We start from the raw sequence: 16,999 nt of genomic DNA, 5'->3' as shown, positions 1-16,999 counted from the left end.
AGGAACATCGCCCATGCGCAAGACTGAGAGCTCGGACCTGTGGTGGAAGAACGCGGTCGTGTACTGCCTCGACGTGGAGACGTTCTTCGACAGTGACGACGACGGCACGGGGGACTTCGACGGCGTCTCCGCCCGCATCGACCACCTCGCCGAACTGGGCGTCACCTGCCTGTGGCTGATGCCCTTCTACCCCACGGCGGAGCGGGACGATGGCTACGACATCACGGACTTCCTCGCCGTGGACCCCAAGCTGGGCAACTTCGGCGACCTCGTCGAACTGATCCGAACCGCGAAGGACCGCGGCATGCGCGTGATCGCGGACCTGGTGGTCAACCACACCTCTGACAAGCACCCTTGGTTCCGCGAGGCCCGCAAGTCCACCGACAACCCCTACCGCGACTTCTACGTCTGGCGGGACACCGAGCCGCCCGACACCTCCGGGCAGGTGGTCTTCCCCGATCAGGAGGACTCGCTGTGGGAGCTCGACGAGAAGACCGGGCAGTGGTACCTGCACAACTTCTACAAGCACCAGCCAGACCTGAACGTCACCAACCCGCAGGTGCGCGACGAGATCAGCAAGGTCATCGGTTTCTGGATGCAGCTCGGCCTGGACGGGTTCCGGGTGGACGCCGTGCCCAACCTGATCGAGGGCCGCGGCACTTCCGCGGCGGCGTCGGCCGAGTACGGCGACCCGCACGACTACCTGCGCCGGATCAAGGCGTTCATGGGCCGACGGCGCGGCGACGCGATCCTGTTGGGCGAGGTCAACATCCCCTACGAGAAGCAGGTGGACTTCTTCGGCGGCCAGAACTCGGGCGACGAGCTCACGATGCAGTTCGACTTCGAGCTGATGCAGCGCATGTACCTCGCCCTGGCCCGCCAGGAGGCCGCGCCCATCGCGAAGACCCTCGCCCGCCGGCCTGACCTGCCGCGACACAACCAGTTCGCCTGCTTCGTGCGCAACCACGACGAGTTGACCCTCGACAAGCTCTCCGACAAGGAGCGCCAGGAGGTCTTCGACGCCTTCGGCCCAGAACCGGACATGCAGCTGTTCGGCCGCGGACTGCGCAGGCGGCTGCCTCCCATGCTCGACGGCGACCCCCGCCGGATCCGGATGGTCTACTCGCTGCTGTTCGCCCTCCCCGGGACGCCGGTGCTGTTCTACGGCGAGGAGATCGGGATGGGCGAGAACCTCGACGTCGAGGGCCGCCTGGCCGTCCGGACCCCGATGCAGTGGACCTCCGGGAAGAACGCTGGGTTCTCCCGTGCCCGGCCCTCGCGGCTGCCGTCCCCCATCACCGAGGGCGCCTTCGGACCCCAGCACGTCAACGTCTCGGAGCAGCGCAAGGATCCCGGGTCACTGCTGTCGTTCATATCGAACCTGGCCGGCCGCTACCGGGAGTCCCCGGAGGTGGGGATGGGCACGTTCGAGGTGCTGCAGCACGAGGCACCCTCCGTCCTGGCGCACCGCTGCACGTGGGCGCAGCCGGGAGACCCCGGGACGAGCACGCTGCTGGTGCACAACCTCGGTCCGGAGGCGACGGAGATCACCGTCGAGGTTGCCGACCTCGAGGAGGGCACCGTCGCGAACGAGCTGTTCTCCACCGAACACCTGGTCGTCGACGACGGCCGGCTGACCATCCCCGTGGACGGCTACGGGCACCAGTGGTGGCGGCTCCACCGGCCGGGTGACACGAGGCTGCCCTGAGGCGACGCACCGGCCGCGCGCTCCACGGCCGCGGCGGGGCTCAGGCGTAGCGGCCGTTGCGGTGCTCCAGCGCGCCTACGCCGTCAGCCAGTTCGATCGGACCCAGCGTGGCCCGCACCAGCAGGCCCCAGCCGGAGTGGCCGGGCTCGGCGTCCAGCAGTTCGACGTCGGCCCAGCCGGAGGCACCGACGAGTCTGGGGCCGTGGCTGCCGTCCTCCCAGGCGCCGGTGCGGAACACCCCACCGGGCGACGGAGCGACGCGCGCGAAGACGTCGGCGATCCCGCCCTGGCCGGGGCCGAGGACGTTGACGCAGGCCCGGCCGGTGCTGCGGAACACCTCCCACCAGTCGCAGTCCTCGTCGACCAGGGCGATCAACTCGGCCGGTTCGCCGTCGGCGACGAGCACGGATGAGATCGTCCACCCGTCCCGTCGCCGGTCGTCCTGGCTGGTCCAGATGGTCACTGGTGCGGGCATCCGGCCGCGGAGGCGTCGCACCGGATCCCGCTGCTCGGGTGGGAGCATGAACGGATGGCCCTCGTGGATCGTCATGCTCCCAGTGTCCCCCAGTGGTGGTGGCGCGCGGCCAGCCACCGTCGCCGGGTCAGAAGACGGGCTTGCCGCCGGTCACGCCGAGGATCGTGCCCGAGACGTAGCTGGCCTCGTCCGAGGCGAGGAACACGAACGCCGCCGCGACCTCCACCGGTTGGCCGGCCCTTCCCAGCGGCGTGTCGGCACCGAAGCCCTCGACCTTCTCCAAGGGCATCGTCGCCGGGATGAGCGGGGTCCAGATCGGACCGGGCGCGACGGCGTTCACACGCGTTCCCTGACCACCCATCTCGGCGGCCAGGTTCACCGCAAGGTTGCTGAGGCCTGCCTTGGTGGCGGCGTAGTCGAGCAGGTGGTCCGACGGGCTGTAGGCCTGGACGGAGCTGGTGATGATGACGCTGCCGCCTCGCAGCTCGTCCTCCAGCGCCTTGGTCAGCCACAGGGGACCCATGATGTTGGTCTCGAAGGTTCGCGTGATCTGGTCGTCGGGGAACTCGCCGAGTTCCTGGTGGGTCATCTGGTAGGCCGCGTTGCAGACCAGGACGTCGACGCCGCCGAGCAGCTCGACGGCCTTCGCCGCGAGGTCGCGGTTGGCCTGTGCGGTGCGCAGGTCGCCGGGGACTGACTCGCCGCGACGTCCCTCCGCGCGGACGAGTTCGAGCGTGGCGCGGGCGTCCTCCTCCTCTTCCGGGAGGTGGGCGATGACCACGTCGGCGCCCTCCTTCGCGAAGGTGACCGCCACGGCCCGTCCGATGCCCGAGTCACCCCCGGTGATGAGTGCGCGCTTGCCCTCGAGTCGGCCGCGGGCCACCCAGGACGTCTCGCCGTGGTCCGGCTGCGGGTCGAGTTCCGACGTCCGGCCGGGCCACTCCTGCTGCTGCTTGGGAATCCTGCTGAGTTCGTCGTATGCCATGTTCCATCCTCCCCCCGGTCGGGGTCACAAGGCACCGGTTCGGCCGGCCCGGATGCCGGGCCGGCCGATCGGTGCGCCTCAGGCCGTGGCCGGGAACCTCTCCCAGACGCGGTGACCGGCGAGCAACTCAACCAGTTCGGCAACCAGCGCAGCGGGCTCGCCCGAGACCACGCCGGGCGCATCCTCCGGGACACCCGCGGCCGCCAGGACGGGGGCTGCGTCCGAGGCAGCCCCGATCGCCTTGCAGTGCCGGAACATCTCCGCCACCAGCTTCACGACCCGGGGATCGACGGGCAGCCCGGTCGTCGACTGACCGGCCTTCGCGTCGAACGTGGGTACGGCGTCGGGCGCCGGCTCGGGGGAGGTTACGAGGAGGGCCGCGTCGAACTCCACCGAGGCGGCCGTCAGGAACGTCCGGTCCACCACCACCTCGCCCAGCCGCCCGCCGGAGGGAGCGGTCACGAACGGCACCATTCCAGCGTCGATGACCGCCTGCCTGATGCCCTCCACGTCGGCGGGCGAACTGGTCGCGTCCACGACGATGGCGACCTTGCGGCCGATCACCGGCCACCTCTCGCCGACCTGGGAGAGCGCCGGGCTGGGCTCGACGTCGGCCCTGGGAGGGATCGTCGGCTCCGGGACCGGCAACCCCAGACCACGTGCCACCTCGGCACACAGGTCGGCGTCGATGTTGGCGAGGCACTGCAGCTGCCTCGTCCTGATCGACTCCTCGTAGCACTTGCCCAACTCGAAGGTGTACCCGCGCGCCAGGTGCTGGCGCTCCACCGGGCTCAACGAGCGCACGAAGAGCGTGACTTGGCTGAAGTGGTCGTCGAAGCTGGCCGACAGCTCACGCACCTTGGCGCCCTCGACGCGGGTCGGGACGTCGATGAAGGCGCCCGAGTCGTCGTCCGCCTCGGCCGGGTTGCCGCCGTCGAGCGAGTTCGGGCGGTAGGGGGCCACCCCACCGTGCACGGCGTGCTGGTGGAAACCGTCGCGGAACATGTCGTTGACGGGGCAGTGCGCCCGGTTGATCGGCAGCTGGCTGAAGTTCGGACCGCCGAGCCGGGTCAGCTGCGTGTCGATGTAGGAGAACAGGCGAACCTGCAGCAGGGGGTCGTTGGTCACGTCGATGCCCGGGACCAGGTGGCCGGGGTTGAACATCACCTGTTCGGTCTCGGCGAAGAAGTTGGTCGGGCGGTGGGTCAGCACCATGGTGCCCACCACCTGCACCGGGCACAGCTCCTCCGGGACGATCTTCGTGGGGTCCAGCAGGTCGATCCCCTCGAAAGTCTCGTCCGGCGAGTCCGGCATCACCTGGAGTCCCAGGTCCCAGGACGGGTACGCGCCGGCGTCGAGCGCGTCGTAGAGGTCGCGGCGGTGGTAGTCGGGATCTGCGCCCGCCGTCATCTGGGTCTCCTCCCAGACCTGCGAGTGGACGCCCTGGTGCGGCTTCCAGTGGATCTTCACGAGCGAGGTCTCGCCTGCGTCGTTGATCATGCGGAAGGTGTGGATCCCGAAGCCCTCCATCATCCTGAACGACAGCGGGATCGCCCGGTCGGACATCTGCCATGCGACGTGGGCCTGCGCCTCGGTGTGCAGGGAGACGAAGTCCCAGAAGGTGTCGTGTGCGCTCTGCGCCTGGGGGATCTCCGTGTCCGGGTGCGGCTTGGCGGCATGGACGATGTCCGGGAACTTGATGCCGTCCTGGATGAAGAAAACCGGGATGTTGTTCGCCACCAGGTCGTAGTTTCCCTCCGAGGTGTAGAACTTGGTCGCGAACCCTCGGGTGTCGCGGACGGTGTCCGATGATCCCCTGAAGCCGACCACCGTGGAGAACCGCACGAACACAGGCGTCTCGACGCCCTTTCCGAGGAACGCCGCCCGGCAGATCTTCGACGCCTTGCCGTTGGCCACGAAGACGCCGTGTGCGCCGGTGCCGCGGGCGTGGACCACACGCTCAGGGATGCGCTCGTGGTCGAAGTGGGTGATCTTCTCGCGCAGGTGGTGGTCCTGCAGCAGGACGGGTCCCCGCGGGCCGGCCCTCAGCGAGTGGTCGGTGTCCCGGAGGCGGGCACCCTGCGAGGTGGTGAGGTACTCACCCTGTTGCGCCATTGCCTCGGGGGGTGCCCCGGTAGGGGCGCCCGTGGGAGTCACTGCCGCGGGTCCCTGCTGGGACGGCTTGGGCGGCGGTGGCGCGACGGGGGACGTCGGCTCGTCCACGGGAGGCGAGGCCACGCCCGGTCCGGGAGGTGGCGCGAGCGGCGCCTTTGCCGGGTTGTTCTCCTGATCTGGAGACATTTCGCACTGCTCCTAACCCATCGGGTCGACCCCGGGGCGCGTCGTCCCGCGACGCCGATGACTGCCTCCAACTCAATCATCCGAGAGGATCAGTTCCGGCCTGTTCCGCGGCTCAGTTCGGGTCCAGTCCCCGGCGCATGATCGGCGGGTGCAGACCCCGCTCACCGCCGGCGCGGTAGACCTTCGCCGGACGGCCCCTGCCCCGCACGATCTCGCCCGTCTCGGCGACGAACCCCTCGGCGCCCAATACCTTGCGCTGGAAGTTGCGGGGGTCGAGGCCCTCCTCCCCGCCCCACACCGCTACGTAGACGCGCCGCAGCTCGGGCAGGGTGAAGGTGGGGCCGCAGAAGGCCGTCGCCAGCGTCGTGTACTCGAGTTTGGACCGGGCCCGCTCGACCCCGTCCGCCAGGATCTGGGTGTGGTCGAATGCCAGTGACCGCCCGAGTGCCTCCTCGACGGGGACCCACTCGGCGCGGTCGGCATCAGTGTCCGGCCGCGGGTCGGGGAGCGAGGCCCCCAGCGCCACCCAGGCGACGGAGACCACGCGCTCGGGCCGCGGGTCCCGACCGGGGGTGCCGTAGGTCCGCAGTTGCTCGAGCACGACGTCGTCGCGAGAGATTCCGGCCTCCTCGGACAGTTCCCGGTAGGCGGCGGCCTCGAGGTCCTCGTCGGCGCGGACGAAGCCTCCCGGGAGCGCCCACTCCCCGTGCGCCACCGAGCCCGAGCGGCGGATCAGCAGGACGCACAACGCGTCAGCCCGGATGGTCAGCACGACGATGTCAGCGGCGACGGCGAAGATGGGGAAGTCGGAGGAGTACCTGGCCATGCAGGTCACAGTACATGTCCGGGTGACGCTATTGGTCGGCGGTGGGGCGCGCCTTCACGCAACACCGCCCGGGGTCCGGCTCGAGACAGGCGGTCAGGCCGTCGCACCCCAGCCCGTCGGCGACGCCCTGGACGAAGGACTTGTTGAGGGTGCAGACCAGTCCGGTGTGCTTGCGCGCCAGCGAGTCGAACGGGCAGTTGTCCAGCTCGACGACGCCGTCGCGGACCTGCGGCTCGTAGCCCTGGGTGCCGAGGACACGTGCCAGGCCCTCGGGCGTGTTCGGGTCGCCGAGGCTCCGGCCCGCCTCGCCCAGCGCCAGCCCCTCGGTGCGGGCGACGTCGCCGAGCACGTCGTCGAGGGGTTCTCCGGCGGTCGCGCGGGTGACGGCGGCGGCGAGGATGTCCCCCACCAGGTCGTAGCGACGGGGCGGCAGGGTCACCGAGAACTCCCGGTCCGAGCGCCGGTAGAGCTTGCTGGGCCGGCCGGCACCGGGGCCGGTGCGGCCGCTGAGGCGCTTGAACTCCACCACGAGGAGTCCCTCGTCGACCAGCCGGTCGAGGTGGAAGTTCACGTTGTGCTGGGCGATACCGAGGGCCTTGGCCGCCCGCTCGCGGCCCACCGGCTCGGCCTGCGCCACGACGTACTCGTACAGCGCACGTCGGGTGTCGTCAGCCAGGGCTCCGATGCCTGCGGCCTGGGATTCGAGACTCATGCCCCAATTCTAAAACATAAAAGTCTTGACACAATCCCCGGGCGGGAGTCTAATGAAGATCCGACCACTTTTTAGAAAGGTCCCATCATGTTCACACCCACGGGCGCCGCAACCGGCGTCAGCACGGGCACCCACCACGCCTACCTGCTCCTGCGCACCGTCTTCACGATCGCACCCATCGCCTTCGGGCTGGACAAGTTCCTCGGCCTGCTGACCGACTGGGACCGCTACCTGGCCCCTGGATCGGCGCCATCGTCCCCGGCACCGCCCACCAGGCCATGCTCGCCGTCGGCGTCACGGAGATGGTCGCGGGCATCGCCGTCGCCGTCGTCCCCCGCTACGGCGCCCTCGTGGTGGCCGCCTGGCTGGCCGGCATCATCGTCAACCTCGTGTCCATGGGGCAGTTCTTCGACGTGGCGCTGCGGGACTTCGGCCTGATGGCGGGTGCGCTCGCGCTGTTCCTGCTCGCCCCGGCACCCGGCAGGTCCGAGAAGTGAGCGAGCGGGCACTCGAGCCGGAGCCGCTGCACAACTGGCGACCACGCGTCGTCGCCGAGCGGCCGACGGCCGACCTGGCTGCCGCCACCGATGCCGCCGCCGCGCTGTTGACCGCCCTCGGGCTCGACCTCACCGACGAGGGCCTCGTCGAGACGCCCGGGCGGATGGCCGCGACCCTCCTCGAGATGACCAGCAGTCCGCCGTTCGAGCTGACCACGTTCCCCAACGACGAGGGCTACGACGAACTGGTGATGGTGCGAGACATCCCGGTGCGGTCCGTCTGCGAGCACCACGTGCTGCCGTTCGTGGGGGTGGCGCACGTCGGCTACCTGCCGGGGGAACGGATCCTCGGGCTGTCCAAGTTCGCGCGGATGGTGGAGTTCCACGCCCGCCGACCCCAGACGCAGGAACGCCTGACCAAGCGCATCGCGGACCACCTCGCCTCAGCCCTCCACCCGCGCGGCGTGGGCGTGGTGATCCACGCCGAGCACACCTGCATGAGCATCCGCGGAGCCTTGGCAGTGGGCGCCCGGACCACGACGTCGGCCCTGTTCGGGCTGCTGCGCGACGACCCGCGCACCCGCTCGGAGTTCCTCGCACTCACGCGCGGGGCCTGAGGCGCCCCTGGTTGACAGTGGCGCCCCCGCCCCTTACCTTTATGTCATTCGGACATGTAAGGGGATGCCATGGAACTCACCACACAGCAGGCGGACCGGGCAGCAGGGGTGCTGCTCGGACAGGCGATCGGGGACGCGCTGGGCGTGCCGTACGAGTTCGGCTCCGCGCCGCTCGACGGACCCGCGCGGATGCTGGGCGGCGGCCTTGGCAACTACCGGCCCGGGGAGTGGTCCGACGACACCCAGATGGCCGCCTGCATCGCCCGCGTCACCGCCACCGGCGAGGACCCGCTCGGCGACGAGGCCCTCGACGCCGTCGCGCACGGCTTCCTGGGCTGGTACTCCAGCGGGCCGGCCGACATCGGCAACCAGACGCGGACCGTCCTCTCCCACGCGGGCGAGCAGCGGGGCCCGATGGGGCGGCTCATGACCGGGATCTCGCAGCAGGAGTCTCGGGCCGGTCGGGCCGGCAACGGTGCGCTGATGCGCACGGGCATCGTCGGCCTGGTGGCGCTGGCCGATCCGGTGACGACGGCGCGGGCCGCCGAGCGCTTCGCAGCCCTGACCCACGCCGACCCGCGCTGCGTCGACTCCTGCATCATCTGGTCCGAGGCCGTGCGGGTGGCGGTGGTGGAGGGTCGGCTCGACGTGCGGGCCGGGCTCCCCCTCCTACCCGAGGACCGCCGGGCCGAGTGGGAGCAGTACCTGGCCGACGCCGAGGCCCAGGGGCCCGCCGCGTTCACCGCCAACGGGTACACCGTCACCGCCCTGCAGGCTGCGTGGGCGGCGATCCACTCGACGCGCCACCTCACCGGCACCGAACACGTCCTCGCCGCACTGCAGGCCGCCATCGAGATCGGGCATGACACCGACACCGTCGCCGCCATCGCCGGGGCCCTGCTGGGCGCGCGGTACGGGGTCTCCGGGCTGCCGGCCGACCTGGCCGAGCAGGTGCAGGGCTGGCCGTACTGGATGAACGGCAAGGACCTGGTCCGGCTGGCCCTCGACACCGCCACCGGTGGTCCGGCTGCCGGCTCGGGCGCCGTCGGGTCGGATGATCGGACCGTAGCCCGGATCGCGGGCGAGTTCACCCGGGCGATGCTGCGCCTGCGCGGCACCCAGGACTCCGCCACCATGGACCTGGACGCGGATGTCTACGTCCAGTTCGCCTCCTACGACGCCTCCGCGGTCATGTGCGAAGTGACCTCCAACCGGTTCCTGCCGGAGGATCGTCGCCTCACGACGCAGGGCGAGCAGGCCCTGCGTGACCTCGGCTTCACCGCCCCGGACGACGGCTTCCCCAACTGGTGGATCGGCGTCGACGACGGTGCCGCTGATGCGATCAACGCCGCGGCCTCCGCGCTGGCCAGGGCCTTGTGCGAGGTCTACGGCTACGCAGCCGCCGACGTGTGGCGCGTCGCCCGGCGCCTCGTCCCTTGCTCAAGGAACTGCTCGGGATCGAGTGACCCTCAGCTGTCGAGGGTGCGACGGACGACGGCCGCGCCCTCGACGGGCCACCCGGGCAGCAGCGGTGCGATCGCGGTCTCGGCGATGTCGAGGAGCTCGCGCGCACAGTCCTCTACGGGCCGCTCGAGAGCCGCGCCGATCCGCGCGCCGAGGGGACCGAAGGTGTCCTCGACGCGGCGACGCGGGTCGAGGCCGTCGCGCAGCGCAGCCGGGGCGGCGGGCACGAGCGCGCCGACGAGGTCGAGCAGCTCGCTGAGCGCGTACATCCGCACGTGCGCGCTCGCCGCGACGAGCTCGCCGCGGCGAGCGCGGCCGATGCCGATGAGCAGAAGCGAGCAGAAAAGCCCCGCGGCGCGCAGAAGGTCGGGTGCCGGTCGTTCGGCGATCGCGCGGGCGGTGCGCGCGGCACAGGCCTCGATGACCCCGGTGAGCGGCCCGGTGTCGTGGACGACGCGCCAGTGGTGCGCGGCGAAGGTCGCGACGTCCTCGAGCGACGCGACGGCGAACTCCAAGACGTGACCGTCGGCGAGGACGACCTTGAGCCCGTGGCCGGTCTCGCGCGGGCAGAGCACGATGTCGGGTCCCTCCGGGAGCCACGAGAGGTCCTGGCGGTACCGCTCGGCGACGTCAGGCTCGACGACGAGGTAGAAGTCGTGGTCGGACCACTCGTCGAGGCGGGCGCGCTCGGCCCCCGAACCGAGGAGGACGAGCCCGACGACCTCTGGCCGCTGCGCGATCCGCGCGACGAGCGCGTCGGTCCAGGCGTCGAAGCGTGCACGGGCGTCAAGCGTCGTCATGGTGCCTCCGGGGTCGAGTGAACCCTGGGTGCAGGGCCTGTCCGAGCATAGGGGGTGCGTGGGTACGAGGGGAAGGTCCGGACAAGCCGAAGAGCCGCGATCCGGCATGGATCGCGGCTCTTGGTGACGACGCGGGAGGATGCGTCGCGGCGGACGGCCGATCAGTGGCTGCTGACGGGTCGCCTGGGTCTCAGCGGAGGAAGAGCGGGGACTGGTCGGGCACCCGGTGGAGGTCCATCTTCATCCGGAGCTCGCGCTGGGGCGTCGGGACCGCGGGGACCGCGTGACGCTTGAGCCACCGGACGACCTTGGCGACGGGCTGCTGGACGGAGGACATCGTCTCTCACCTTCCTGGGGTTCGGGGGGTCGTGCTGACACCTCAATGATGGTGCGGATCTTGCTTTAGCACAATCGAATTACTGTGGACCCAGGGTTTACAGTTGCTACATGGCAACGGATGCACGCAGGCTTTCCTTTCTCTTGGCCGTCCACAGGGCTGGGGGAGTCCTCGCAGCCGCTGACCTGCTGCACGTCACGCCATCCGCCGTGTCGCAGCAGATCCAGCGGCTCGAGAGGGAGGAGGGCGTCACGGTCCTCGACCGCGGTCCCCGCGGCGTGACGCTCACGCCGGCGGGGCGGGTGCTCGCGGAGGCCGCCGAGCGCATCGAGGGCGAGCTCGTCTCGGCCCGCAAGGAGCTTGCGGCGCTCGGTGACGACGTCGCGGGCACCGTGACCGTGGCGTCGTTCTCGACCGTCACCGTCGCGGTGCTCGTCCCCGCGCTCGTCGCGCTCAAGGAGGATCACCCCGGTGTCGAGGTCGTCCTCACGGATATGGAGTATGCCGACGGAGTACGCGCGCTCCGCGCGGGCGAGGTGGACGTCGTGCTCCACGAGCGTGATGAGCACACCAGGCCCAACGCGGGTCGCGGCCACCGTGATGTTCCGGTGCTCGACGAGCCGTGGCGGCTCGCGGTCCCGACGTCGATGCCGACGCCGGGGTCGTTGCACGAGCTCGCAGGGGCGCGCTGGGTCGGTCCCGACCCGAGCACGGCGGCGGCCCGGGCCCTCGGCCGCCTCGGGGCCGAGATCGGTGCCGAGCTGTCGGTGCGGCACTCGTTCTACGACTTCGGGGTCGCGCTCGCGCTCGTCGCGGCGGGGGAGGGGGTCGCGCTGCTCCCTGCGCTGGCGTTGGGCTCCGGCATTCCCGACGGCGTCGAGGTCGTGACGATGCCGGGGCTCGGCACCCGACGGATCGTCGCGCGTCACCGGCAGTCGCGGCACGAGCCGGGGCCCGCTGTCGCGGCCTTCCTCGAGGCCGTCGGCGAGGTCGCCGCCGGGATCGACCTCGGCTGAGCACGGCGTCGGTCGGCTCGGTGCCTTCGCCCCCGCGCGGCGGTGCCCGCACCGCGGCCGCTGGGGCTCGTACCCCCGACGACGACTGGTCCTGACCCGCGTCCGGGTGGGGCAGAATTGGGTTCGGCCGGTCCTCGGCCGTCCCCGAGCCGTTAGGCAAAGATGCTGATCAGGAAACCACTCCTCGCCGGGATCGGCGCCGTCGCCATCCTGCTCGGTCTCGTGTGGGGCGGGCAGGGCATCGGGTTCATCGGCGGCAGTTCCATGACCGATGACCCGACGTGGCTGGTGATCGGGCTGGCGCTGCTGGTGGCGGGGGCGGTGCTGCTGTTTCTCAGCACCCGCGGAAAGTCCTGGCGTGACCCCAACGGTCCGCCGGGACAGCACTGAGGCGCACTACCGTCGGCGGGGACGTCGTCCCTTCTGGCCGGCCGGCCGACTGCCCGAACTCGGCTTCCTGGCCTGCGGCTTCGCAGGCTTCCCGCTCTTCTCGCGCTCCTTGGCGGTGCGGGAGCTGTTGGCCGTGCGGCCGCGCACCACGCCGATGAACTCGTCGATCCACTCGTTGTCATTGTCGACCCGCCAGGCCAGGGCGATCGTCGTCGGCTCCGCGTCGACGACGGGGCGGTGGACCATGTCCTTGCGGGACTGGGTGCGCGCCACGGACAGGGGGACGCGCAGGGCGGCGGCGGAGTAGACGGCCAGGTCGATGCTCTCGGGGCAGTAGTCCTCGACGATGCGGAACTCGGCCATGTCCTCGGCCGTCACCTCGTCCAGCGCGGCCAGCAGGAACTCCTTGGCCATCCACACCACCGGCTGCTCCTCGTAGAGGGCGATGGTGTGCAGGCCGGCTGTGTCGACGGGGAGCCTGACGAAGCACATGTCCACCTGGCCGCTGCCGAGTGCGCGGCGCTGGTCGGCCTCGAGGACCTCGGTGACCTCGAGGCGCACCTTGCGGAAGCGTTCCTCCCAGATCCGGCGCCACTTGGTGAGTGTCACACCCGGCACGAATCCGATGCGCAGGCCCGTGCGCTCTGGCTGGGCGGGAGTGGTCACCCACGCAGGGTAACGCAGGCCGATAGGCTGAGGGGATGAGCCAGACGATGAAGCCGATCACAGCAGCCGCCAAGCTCGGCATCTATCTGCCGGCAGCGCCGGAGGAGTTCCGCAACTCGCCTATCACCCGCGACGAGGTGGACGAGTTGCGCGCCAACCCGCCGGCCTGGCTCCAGGAGCTGCTCCGCAACGGACCGTTCCCCCGCGACGTCGTGGCCCAGAAGCTGGGCGTGTCCCGCTCCGGCCTCCAGCGCGCCGGCGTGACCGAGGCCCTCACCGCGGACCAGATCGGCGAACTGATCGCCGAGCCGCCCGCGTGGCTGGTCGAGGAGCGCGAGACCCAGCGCAAGGTGCTTGCCGAGAAGACGCGCCAGGGCACCGGCGGAGGTGGCGGCGGCCGCCGCTGACGACGTCGCTGCAACCGAAAGCTCCAACAACCAAGCCCTCGGTTACAGGGAGCCCCCCCAAGCAAGTTCGCCACCGCTGGGTCAGTTTGCTTCCGCTACAGGGGTGGCGAACTGACCGAGCGGTGGCTAACTCGAGCAGACGGCGGGCCGACCCCGTCAGGCGACCGGCAACCAGACGCGCATCGTCGCAGGACCGCGGTTGGCCCACGAGTGGTACGGCACGAGGGGGACGTCGAACGTCTCCCCCACCTCTGCCGACGGCGCGGCCGCGTAGGGCCAATCGTCCTCGGCCACTGCGATCCGCGCGCCGGGGAGCACTGCACCCGCACCGTGGGCGCGCAGTTCACCGGAGGGATCGACGACGAGCTCGTTGACGGTCATGCCCTCGGGCAGGTCCACGGACTCGGCGCACAGCACCAGGGGGCCGCGCTCGACGGCGACGGTGCCACGGATGGCGTCGATGCGGGCGTCGGGACGCACCAGGCGCGGCTGCAGCGGCAGCACCAGCTGCACCTCGTCGCCGGCGGTGACGCCCTCGAGTCGGAACACACCAGGCTCGGCGGACTCGCCGTTGACGGTGGCGCCGGCGGCCCAGGCGGGGATGCGGAGGGTGAGCACGAACGGCTCGGCAGCTGCGGTGACCCGGATGTTGACCTCGCCCTCGTACGGGTAGGCGGTCTCCACCTTCAGGCCGATGCCGTCCACGTCCAGCGTAGTGGGGGCGTACTGCACCAGGGCGACGCCGTCGTCGGTTCGGGCGGCGAGGTAGCCGGCCAGCGTGGCGAAGGTGCGGGCCACGTTGGTGGGGCAGCAGGACACGTCGAACCAAGGTGCGCGCAGCGACGAGTTGGCGCGCGGCACCTGCACGTCGGGCAGCGCCACCTCGGCGGGGGTGCGACGGTGGAGCGTGTTGGAGTAGAAGAACCCCTGGCCGTCCTCGGCGGTCGAAGTGGCGACGATGTTGTACAGGGCGCGTTCGATGGCGTCGCCGTAGGTGATGTCGCCGGTGGCCAGCAGGAGGCGCCAGGCCACCATGACCGAGCCGATGCCGGCGCAGGTCTCGCAGTAGGAGCGGTCCGGCGGCAGCTCGAAGTCGTCCCCGAAGGCCTCGTCCTGGTGGTGGGAGCCCATGCCGCCGGTGATGTAGGTGCGGCGGGCGAGCGCGTTGTCGTACTGCCGCTTCGCGATCTCGAGGAGTTCGACGTCGCCCTTCTCGACGGCGACGTCGATGGCCGCCGACGTCAGGTACAGCGCCCGCACGGAGTGGCCGACGAGCACCTCGGCGTCGCGGTAGGGCTGGTCGTCCTGATAGTAGGAGCGGCCCCACTCGATGTCGGCCAGCAGGTCGTGGCCGCGGCGCTCGATGAACAGCGACGCCTGCTCCAGGTAGCGCTCGTCACCGGTGGCGCGGGCGAACTCGGCCAGGGCCACCTCGATCTCGGGGTGGCCGCAGATCTTCTCGTTGGCGCCCGCCCCGAACTCGGCGACGACGTGGTCGGCCACGCGGGTGGCGACGTCGACGATCACCGAGTCGGCGCGGCCGGTGCGGATCCGGGCGACGGCGGCCTGGATCAGGTGGCCGTAGTTGTAGAGCTCGTGGCCCCACTCGAAATCGGTGTAGCGGGGCTGCTGGCCGGGGTTGTCGAAGTTCGTGTTGAGGTAGCCGTCCTCCCTCTGGACCGCCTTGATCATGGCCCCGAGCCGTTCGATCTCCGCATCCAGTTCGGCGTCGTCGCTGCGGCCGGCCTCCCAGGCCATCGCCTCGATCAGCTTGTACACGTCGGAGTCTGCGAACTCCCTGCCCTGCCGGTGCTCATGGATGGTCCCCTCGAGGGTGTGGACGAAGTTCTCGACCCAGCCGGCCTTCGTCTCCCACTTCAGGCAGTGGGGGATGATGGCGTCGGCGTTGAGCTGCTGGCGCTCGCCCCAGAAGCCCCCGTCGATGACGATCCTGTCGATCGCGATCGGCTGCAGCACACCGTTGGAGGGCGCGACAGGTACTGGTGAGGTGTGCATTGGAATTCTCCTTGGAGGGGGTGGCTCAGCCCTTGACTGCGCCTGAGGTGAAGCCCTTGACGTAGTACTTCTGCAGGGCGAGGAAGAGGACGAGCGCGGGCAGCGTGAGGACGACGACGCCCGCCGTGGTGATGCCGTAGTCGATGACACCCATCACCTGCTGGCGCATGTTCACCAGCGCCAGCGGCAGCGGCGCGTTGTCCATGCTGAGCAGGTAGAGCGCCACCATGAAGTCGTTCCACGCCGCCAGGTAGGCGAACAGGCCGACGGTGATCAGCGCCGGGGTGGCGGTGGGGAGCATGACCCGGAAGAACGCGCTCAATGCGGAGCAGCCGTCGAGCTTGGCCGCCTCCTCCAGCTCCGCCGGGACGGAGGCGAACGAGTTGCGCATCATGAAAACGCCCATCGGCAGCTGGAACAGCGTCAGCACCAGGCCGACGCCGGGCAGCGAGTTCTGCAGGCCGATCTTCTGCATCCACACGATGAGCGGGATCAGCAGGGCGGCCACCGGGACCATCATCACCGACAGCACCAGGATGAACAGGACGTTCTTGCCCCGGAAGCGGAAGCGGGCGAACGCGTAGCCGCCGGTTGCCGCGCACACCAGGGTGACGACGATGGCCACCAGGGAGATGACCAGCGAGTTCAGCAGGTAGACGGGCAGACCCCGGCCGTACTCGAAGAGTGCGACGTAGTTGCCGAAACCGAAGCCCGACGTCTGCGACGTGCCGGGGGCGGGCGAGACGGAGCTGATCACGGCCCACACCAGCGGCGCGAGGAAGGTGATGGCGATGCAGGAGGTCAGGAAGTAGAACAGACCCTTGGACAGCGGTGTGGACTTCACTTGTCCTCCTTGTCGGACACGCCCATGGCCTTGAGCTGGATGGCGTTGATGACCACCAGGGCCAGGAGCACCAGCACGGACAGGGCCGCGGCCATGCCGAGATCGCGCTTGGTCTCGAACGCGTAGCGGTAGATGAGCAGGACGACGGTCATCGTCGAGTTGTTCGGGCCGCCCTTGGTGAGGACGTAGAACTGGTCGAAGGCGAGCAGCGAGCCCGTGATGGACATGATCATCGTCATGGCGATGGTGGGCTTCAGCAGCGGCAGAGTCACCTGGGTGAAGGTGCGCCAGCGGCTGGCGCCGTCGATGCGGGCCGCCTCGTAGACGTCCTGCGGGATGCCCTGCAGGCCCACCATGGTGAGCAGCATGTAGAAGCCGGCGAAGCGCCACACCACCAGGAACACCGTGGCCCACAGCGCGCCGTTGGGGGTGCCCAGCAGCGACGAGTCCTGGTCCATCAGGCCGAGGTCCGCGAGCACCTTGTTGATGGGGCCGACCTGCGGCGAGTAGAGGGCGTAGAACAGCACCGACGCCGACGCGATGCCGAGCGCGGAGGGCACGAGGATGGCGGTGCGCAGGATGTTGTTCCAGCGCCTCGCCTCCTGCACCAGCAGCGCCAGGCCCAGCGCGATGGGCATCAGGATGACCGTGGTCAGGAGGGTGTACTTCAGCGTGAACCAGACGGAGTCCAACAGCATCGGGTCCGCGAGGACCTTGCTGAAGTTGTCGACGCCGTTGAGGCCCTGGTTGCCGCCCAGGAGGGTCCACTTGGAGCCCGACATGATCACCACGAGGACGATCGGGGCGAAGAAGAGCAGGGCCAGTACGACCGTCACCGGCGTGGCGAATGCCCAGCCTGTGGCCGCCTCACGTCTCATGTGAGCGCTGCGGGTCCTGCCCGCGATGATGCTCGGTGCTGTCATGGAAAGTTCCTCAGT

The 16,999-nt window shown here is 70.1% G+C and carries 18 protein-coding genes; 8 read left to right on the top strand and 10 right to left on the bottom strand.

The features are described from left to right. Positions 1-13 precede the first annotated feature (13 nt). Positions 14-1,708, top strand: a complete 1,695-nt coding sequence (locus FOJ82_RS14275) for an alpha-amylase family protein (protein WP_143939158.1) — start codon at positions 14-16, stop codon at positions 1,706-1,708. A 40-nt stretch (positions 1,709-1,748) separates the two neighbouring features. Here the strand turns inward: FOJ82_RS14275 and FOJ82_RS14270 are convergent, their stop codons facing one another. The 5 genes from FOJ82_RS14270 to FOJ82_RS14250 all read right to left on the bottom strand — a co-directional run bounded on the left by FOJ82_RS14270 (position 1,749) and on the right by FOJ82_RS14250 (position 7,007). Then, positions 1,749-2,258, bottom strand: coding sequence for a flavin reductase family protein (locus tag FOJ82_RS14270; RefSeq protein WP_143939157.1), 510 nt, complete (start codon positions 2,256-2,258; stop codon positions 1,749-1,751). A 52-nt stretch (positions 2,259-2,310) separates the two neighbouring features. Then, on the bottom strand, positions 2,311-3,168 hold the full coding sequence (locus FOJ82_RS14265) for an SDR family oxidoreductase (RefSeq protein WP_143939156.1): 858 nt from the start codon (positions 3,166-3,168) through the stop codon (positions 2,311-2,313). A gap of 78 nt (positions 3,169-3,246) precedes the next feature. After that, positions 3,247-5,469 (bottom strand): catalase, encoded by a 2,223-nt coding sequence (locus FOJ82_RS14260; RefSeq protein ID WP_143939155.1) that lies wholly within the window; start codon positions 5,467-5,469, stop codon positions 3,247-3,249. 112 nt (positions 5,470-5,581) lie between these two features. Continuing rightward, a complete protein-coding gene (locus tag FOJ82_RS14255) occupies positions 5,582-6,295 on the bottom strand; it encodes an NUDIX hydrolase (protein ID WP_143939154.1) in 714 nt (237 codons plus the stop codon). A gap of 28 nt (positions 6,296-6,323) precedes the next feature. After that, the gene (locus FOJ82_RS14250) at positions 6,324-7,007 is read right to left on the bottom strand and encodes a helix-turn-helix transcriptional regulator (RefSeq protein ID WP_143939153.1); all 684 of its coding nucleotides are present in this window, start codon (positions 7,005-7,007) and stop codon (positions 6,324-6,326) included. A gap of 278 nt (positions 7,008-7,285) precedes the next feature. Here FOJ82_RS14250 and FOJ82_RS16780 point away from each other — a divergent pair, with 278 nt between their 5' ends. The 4 genes from FOJ82_RS16780 (at position 7,286) to FOJ82_RS14230 (ending at position 10,406) form a co-directional block, all read left to right on the top strand. Next, positions 7,286-7,504 (top strand): hypothetical protein, encoded by a 219-nt coding sequence (locus tag FOJ82_RS16780; protein ID WP_246099901.1) that lies wholly within the window; start codon positions 7,286-7,288, stop codon positions 7,502-7,504. Beyond that, a complete protein-coding gene (gene folE / locus FOJ82_RS14240; RefSeq protein ID WP_221933176.1) occupies positions 7,501-8,121 on the top strand; it encodes a GTP cyclohydrolase I FolE in 621 nt (206 codons plus the stop codon). The genes FOJ82_RS16780 and folE overlap by 4 nt, the downstream gene beginning before the upstream one ends. Positions 8,122-8,190: 69 nt before the next feature. Further along, complete coding sequence (locus tag FOJ82_RS14235) at positions 8,191-10,107, top strand: ADP-ribosylglycohydrolase family protein (protein ID WP_143939152.1); 1,917 nt, start codon at positions 8,191-8,193, stop codon at positions 10,105-10,107. After that, complete coding sequence (locus tag FOJ82_RS14230) at positions 10,050-10,406, top strand: hypothetical protein (RefSeq protein WP_143939151.1); 357 nt, start codon at positions 10,050-10,052, stop codon at positions 10,404-10,406. Before FOJ82_RS14235 ends, FOJ82_RS14230 begins: the two co-directional genes overlap by 58 nt. 169 nt (positions 10,407-10,575) lie before the next feature. Here FOJ82_RS14230 and FOJ82_RS16325 read toward each other — a convergent pair whose 3' ends face one another. Then, positions 10,576-10,722, bottom strand: coding sequence for a hypothetical protein (locus tag FOJ82_RS16325; RefSeq protein WP_185975813.1), 147 nt, complete (start codon positions 10,720-10,722; stop codon positions 10,576-10,578). A 110-nt stretch (positions 10,723-10,832) separates the two neighbouring features. Between FOJ82_RS16325 and FOJ82_RS14225 the strand changes: the two genes are divergently transcribed. Together FOJ82_RS14225 and FOJ82_RS14220 are read left to right on the top strand one after the other, a co-directional pair. Then, positions 10,833-11,738 (top strand): LysR family transcriptional regulator, encoded by a 906-nt coding sequence (locus FOJ82_RS14225; protein WP_143939150.1) that lies wholly within the window; start codon positions 10,833-10,835, stop codon positions 11,736-11,738. Positions 11,739-11,900: 162 nt separating this feature from the next. Beyond that, the gene (locus FOJ82_RS14220; RefSeq protein ID WP_143939149.1) at positions 11,901-12,128 is read left to right on the top strand and encodes a hypothetical protein; all 228 of its coding nucleotides are present in this window, start codon (positions 11,901-11,903) and stop codon (positions 12,126-12,128) included. A gap of 6 nt (positions 12,129-12,134) precedes the next feature. Here the strand turns inward: FOJ82_RS14220 and FOJ82_RS14215 are convergent, their stop codons facing one another. Continuing rightward, a complete protein-coding gene (locus tag FOJ82_RS14215) occupies positions 12,135-12,794 on the bottom strand; it encodes a LysR substrate-binding domain-containing protein (RefSeq protein WP_246099900.1) in 660 nt (219 codons plus the stop codon). Between the two features lie 35 nt (positions 12,795-12,829). On the opposite strand from FOJ82_RS14215, the gene FOJ82_RS14210 reads away from it, so the two are divergent. Continuing rightward, positions 12,830-13,201, top strand: coding sequence for a DUF5997 family protein (locus tag FOJ82_RS14210; RefSeq protein ID WP_143939148.1), 372 nt, complete (start codon positions 12,830-12,832; stop codon positions 13,199-13,201). A gap of 156 nt (positions 13,202-13,357) precedes the next feature. On the opposite strand, the gene FOJ82_RS14205 is transcribed toward FOJ82_RS14210, so the two are convergent. The 3 genes from FOJ82_RS14205 to FOJ82_RS14195 are packed head-to-tail and all read right to left on the bottom strand — an operon-like array spanning position 13,358 to position 16,984. Further along, entirely contained in the window at positions 13,358-15,217 is a 1,860-nt protein-coding gene (locus tag FOJ82_RS14205) for a glycoside hydrolase family 127 protein (RefSeq protein ID WP_143939147.1), read from the bottom strand. Positions 15,218-15,242: 25 nt separating this feature from the next. After that, complete coding sequence (locus FOJ82_RS14200; RefSeq protein ID WP_143939146.1) at positions 15,243-16,061, bottom strand: carbohydrate ABC transporter permease; 819 nt, start codon at positions 16,059-16,061, stop codon at positions 15,243-15,245. Then, positions 16,058-16,984, bottom strand: a complete 927-nt coding sequence (locus tag FOJ82_RS14195) for a carbohydrate ABC transporter permease (RefSeq protein ID WP_143939145.1) — start codon at positions 16,982-16,984, stop codon at positions 16,058-16,060. Before FOJ82_RS14195 ends, FOJ82_RS14200 begins: the two co-directional genes overlap by 4 nt. Positions 16,985-16,999: the final 15 nt, after the last annotated feature.

It is taken from the genome of Tessaracoccus rhinocerotis (genome assembly GCF_007197885.1).
In the GTDB taxonomy this organism is placed as follows: Bacteria; Actinomycetota; Actinomycetes; order Propionibacteriales; family Propionibacteriaceae; genus Arachnia; species Arachnia rhinocerotis.
Note: the sequence above shows the minus strand (reverse complement) of the source record. Positions and strands in the feature narration are given on the sequence as shown.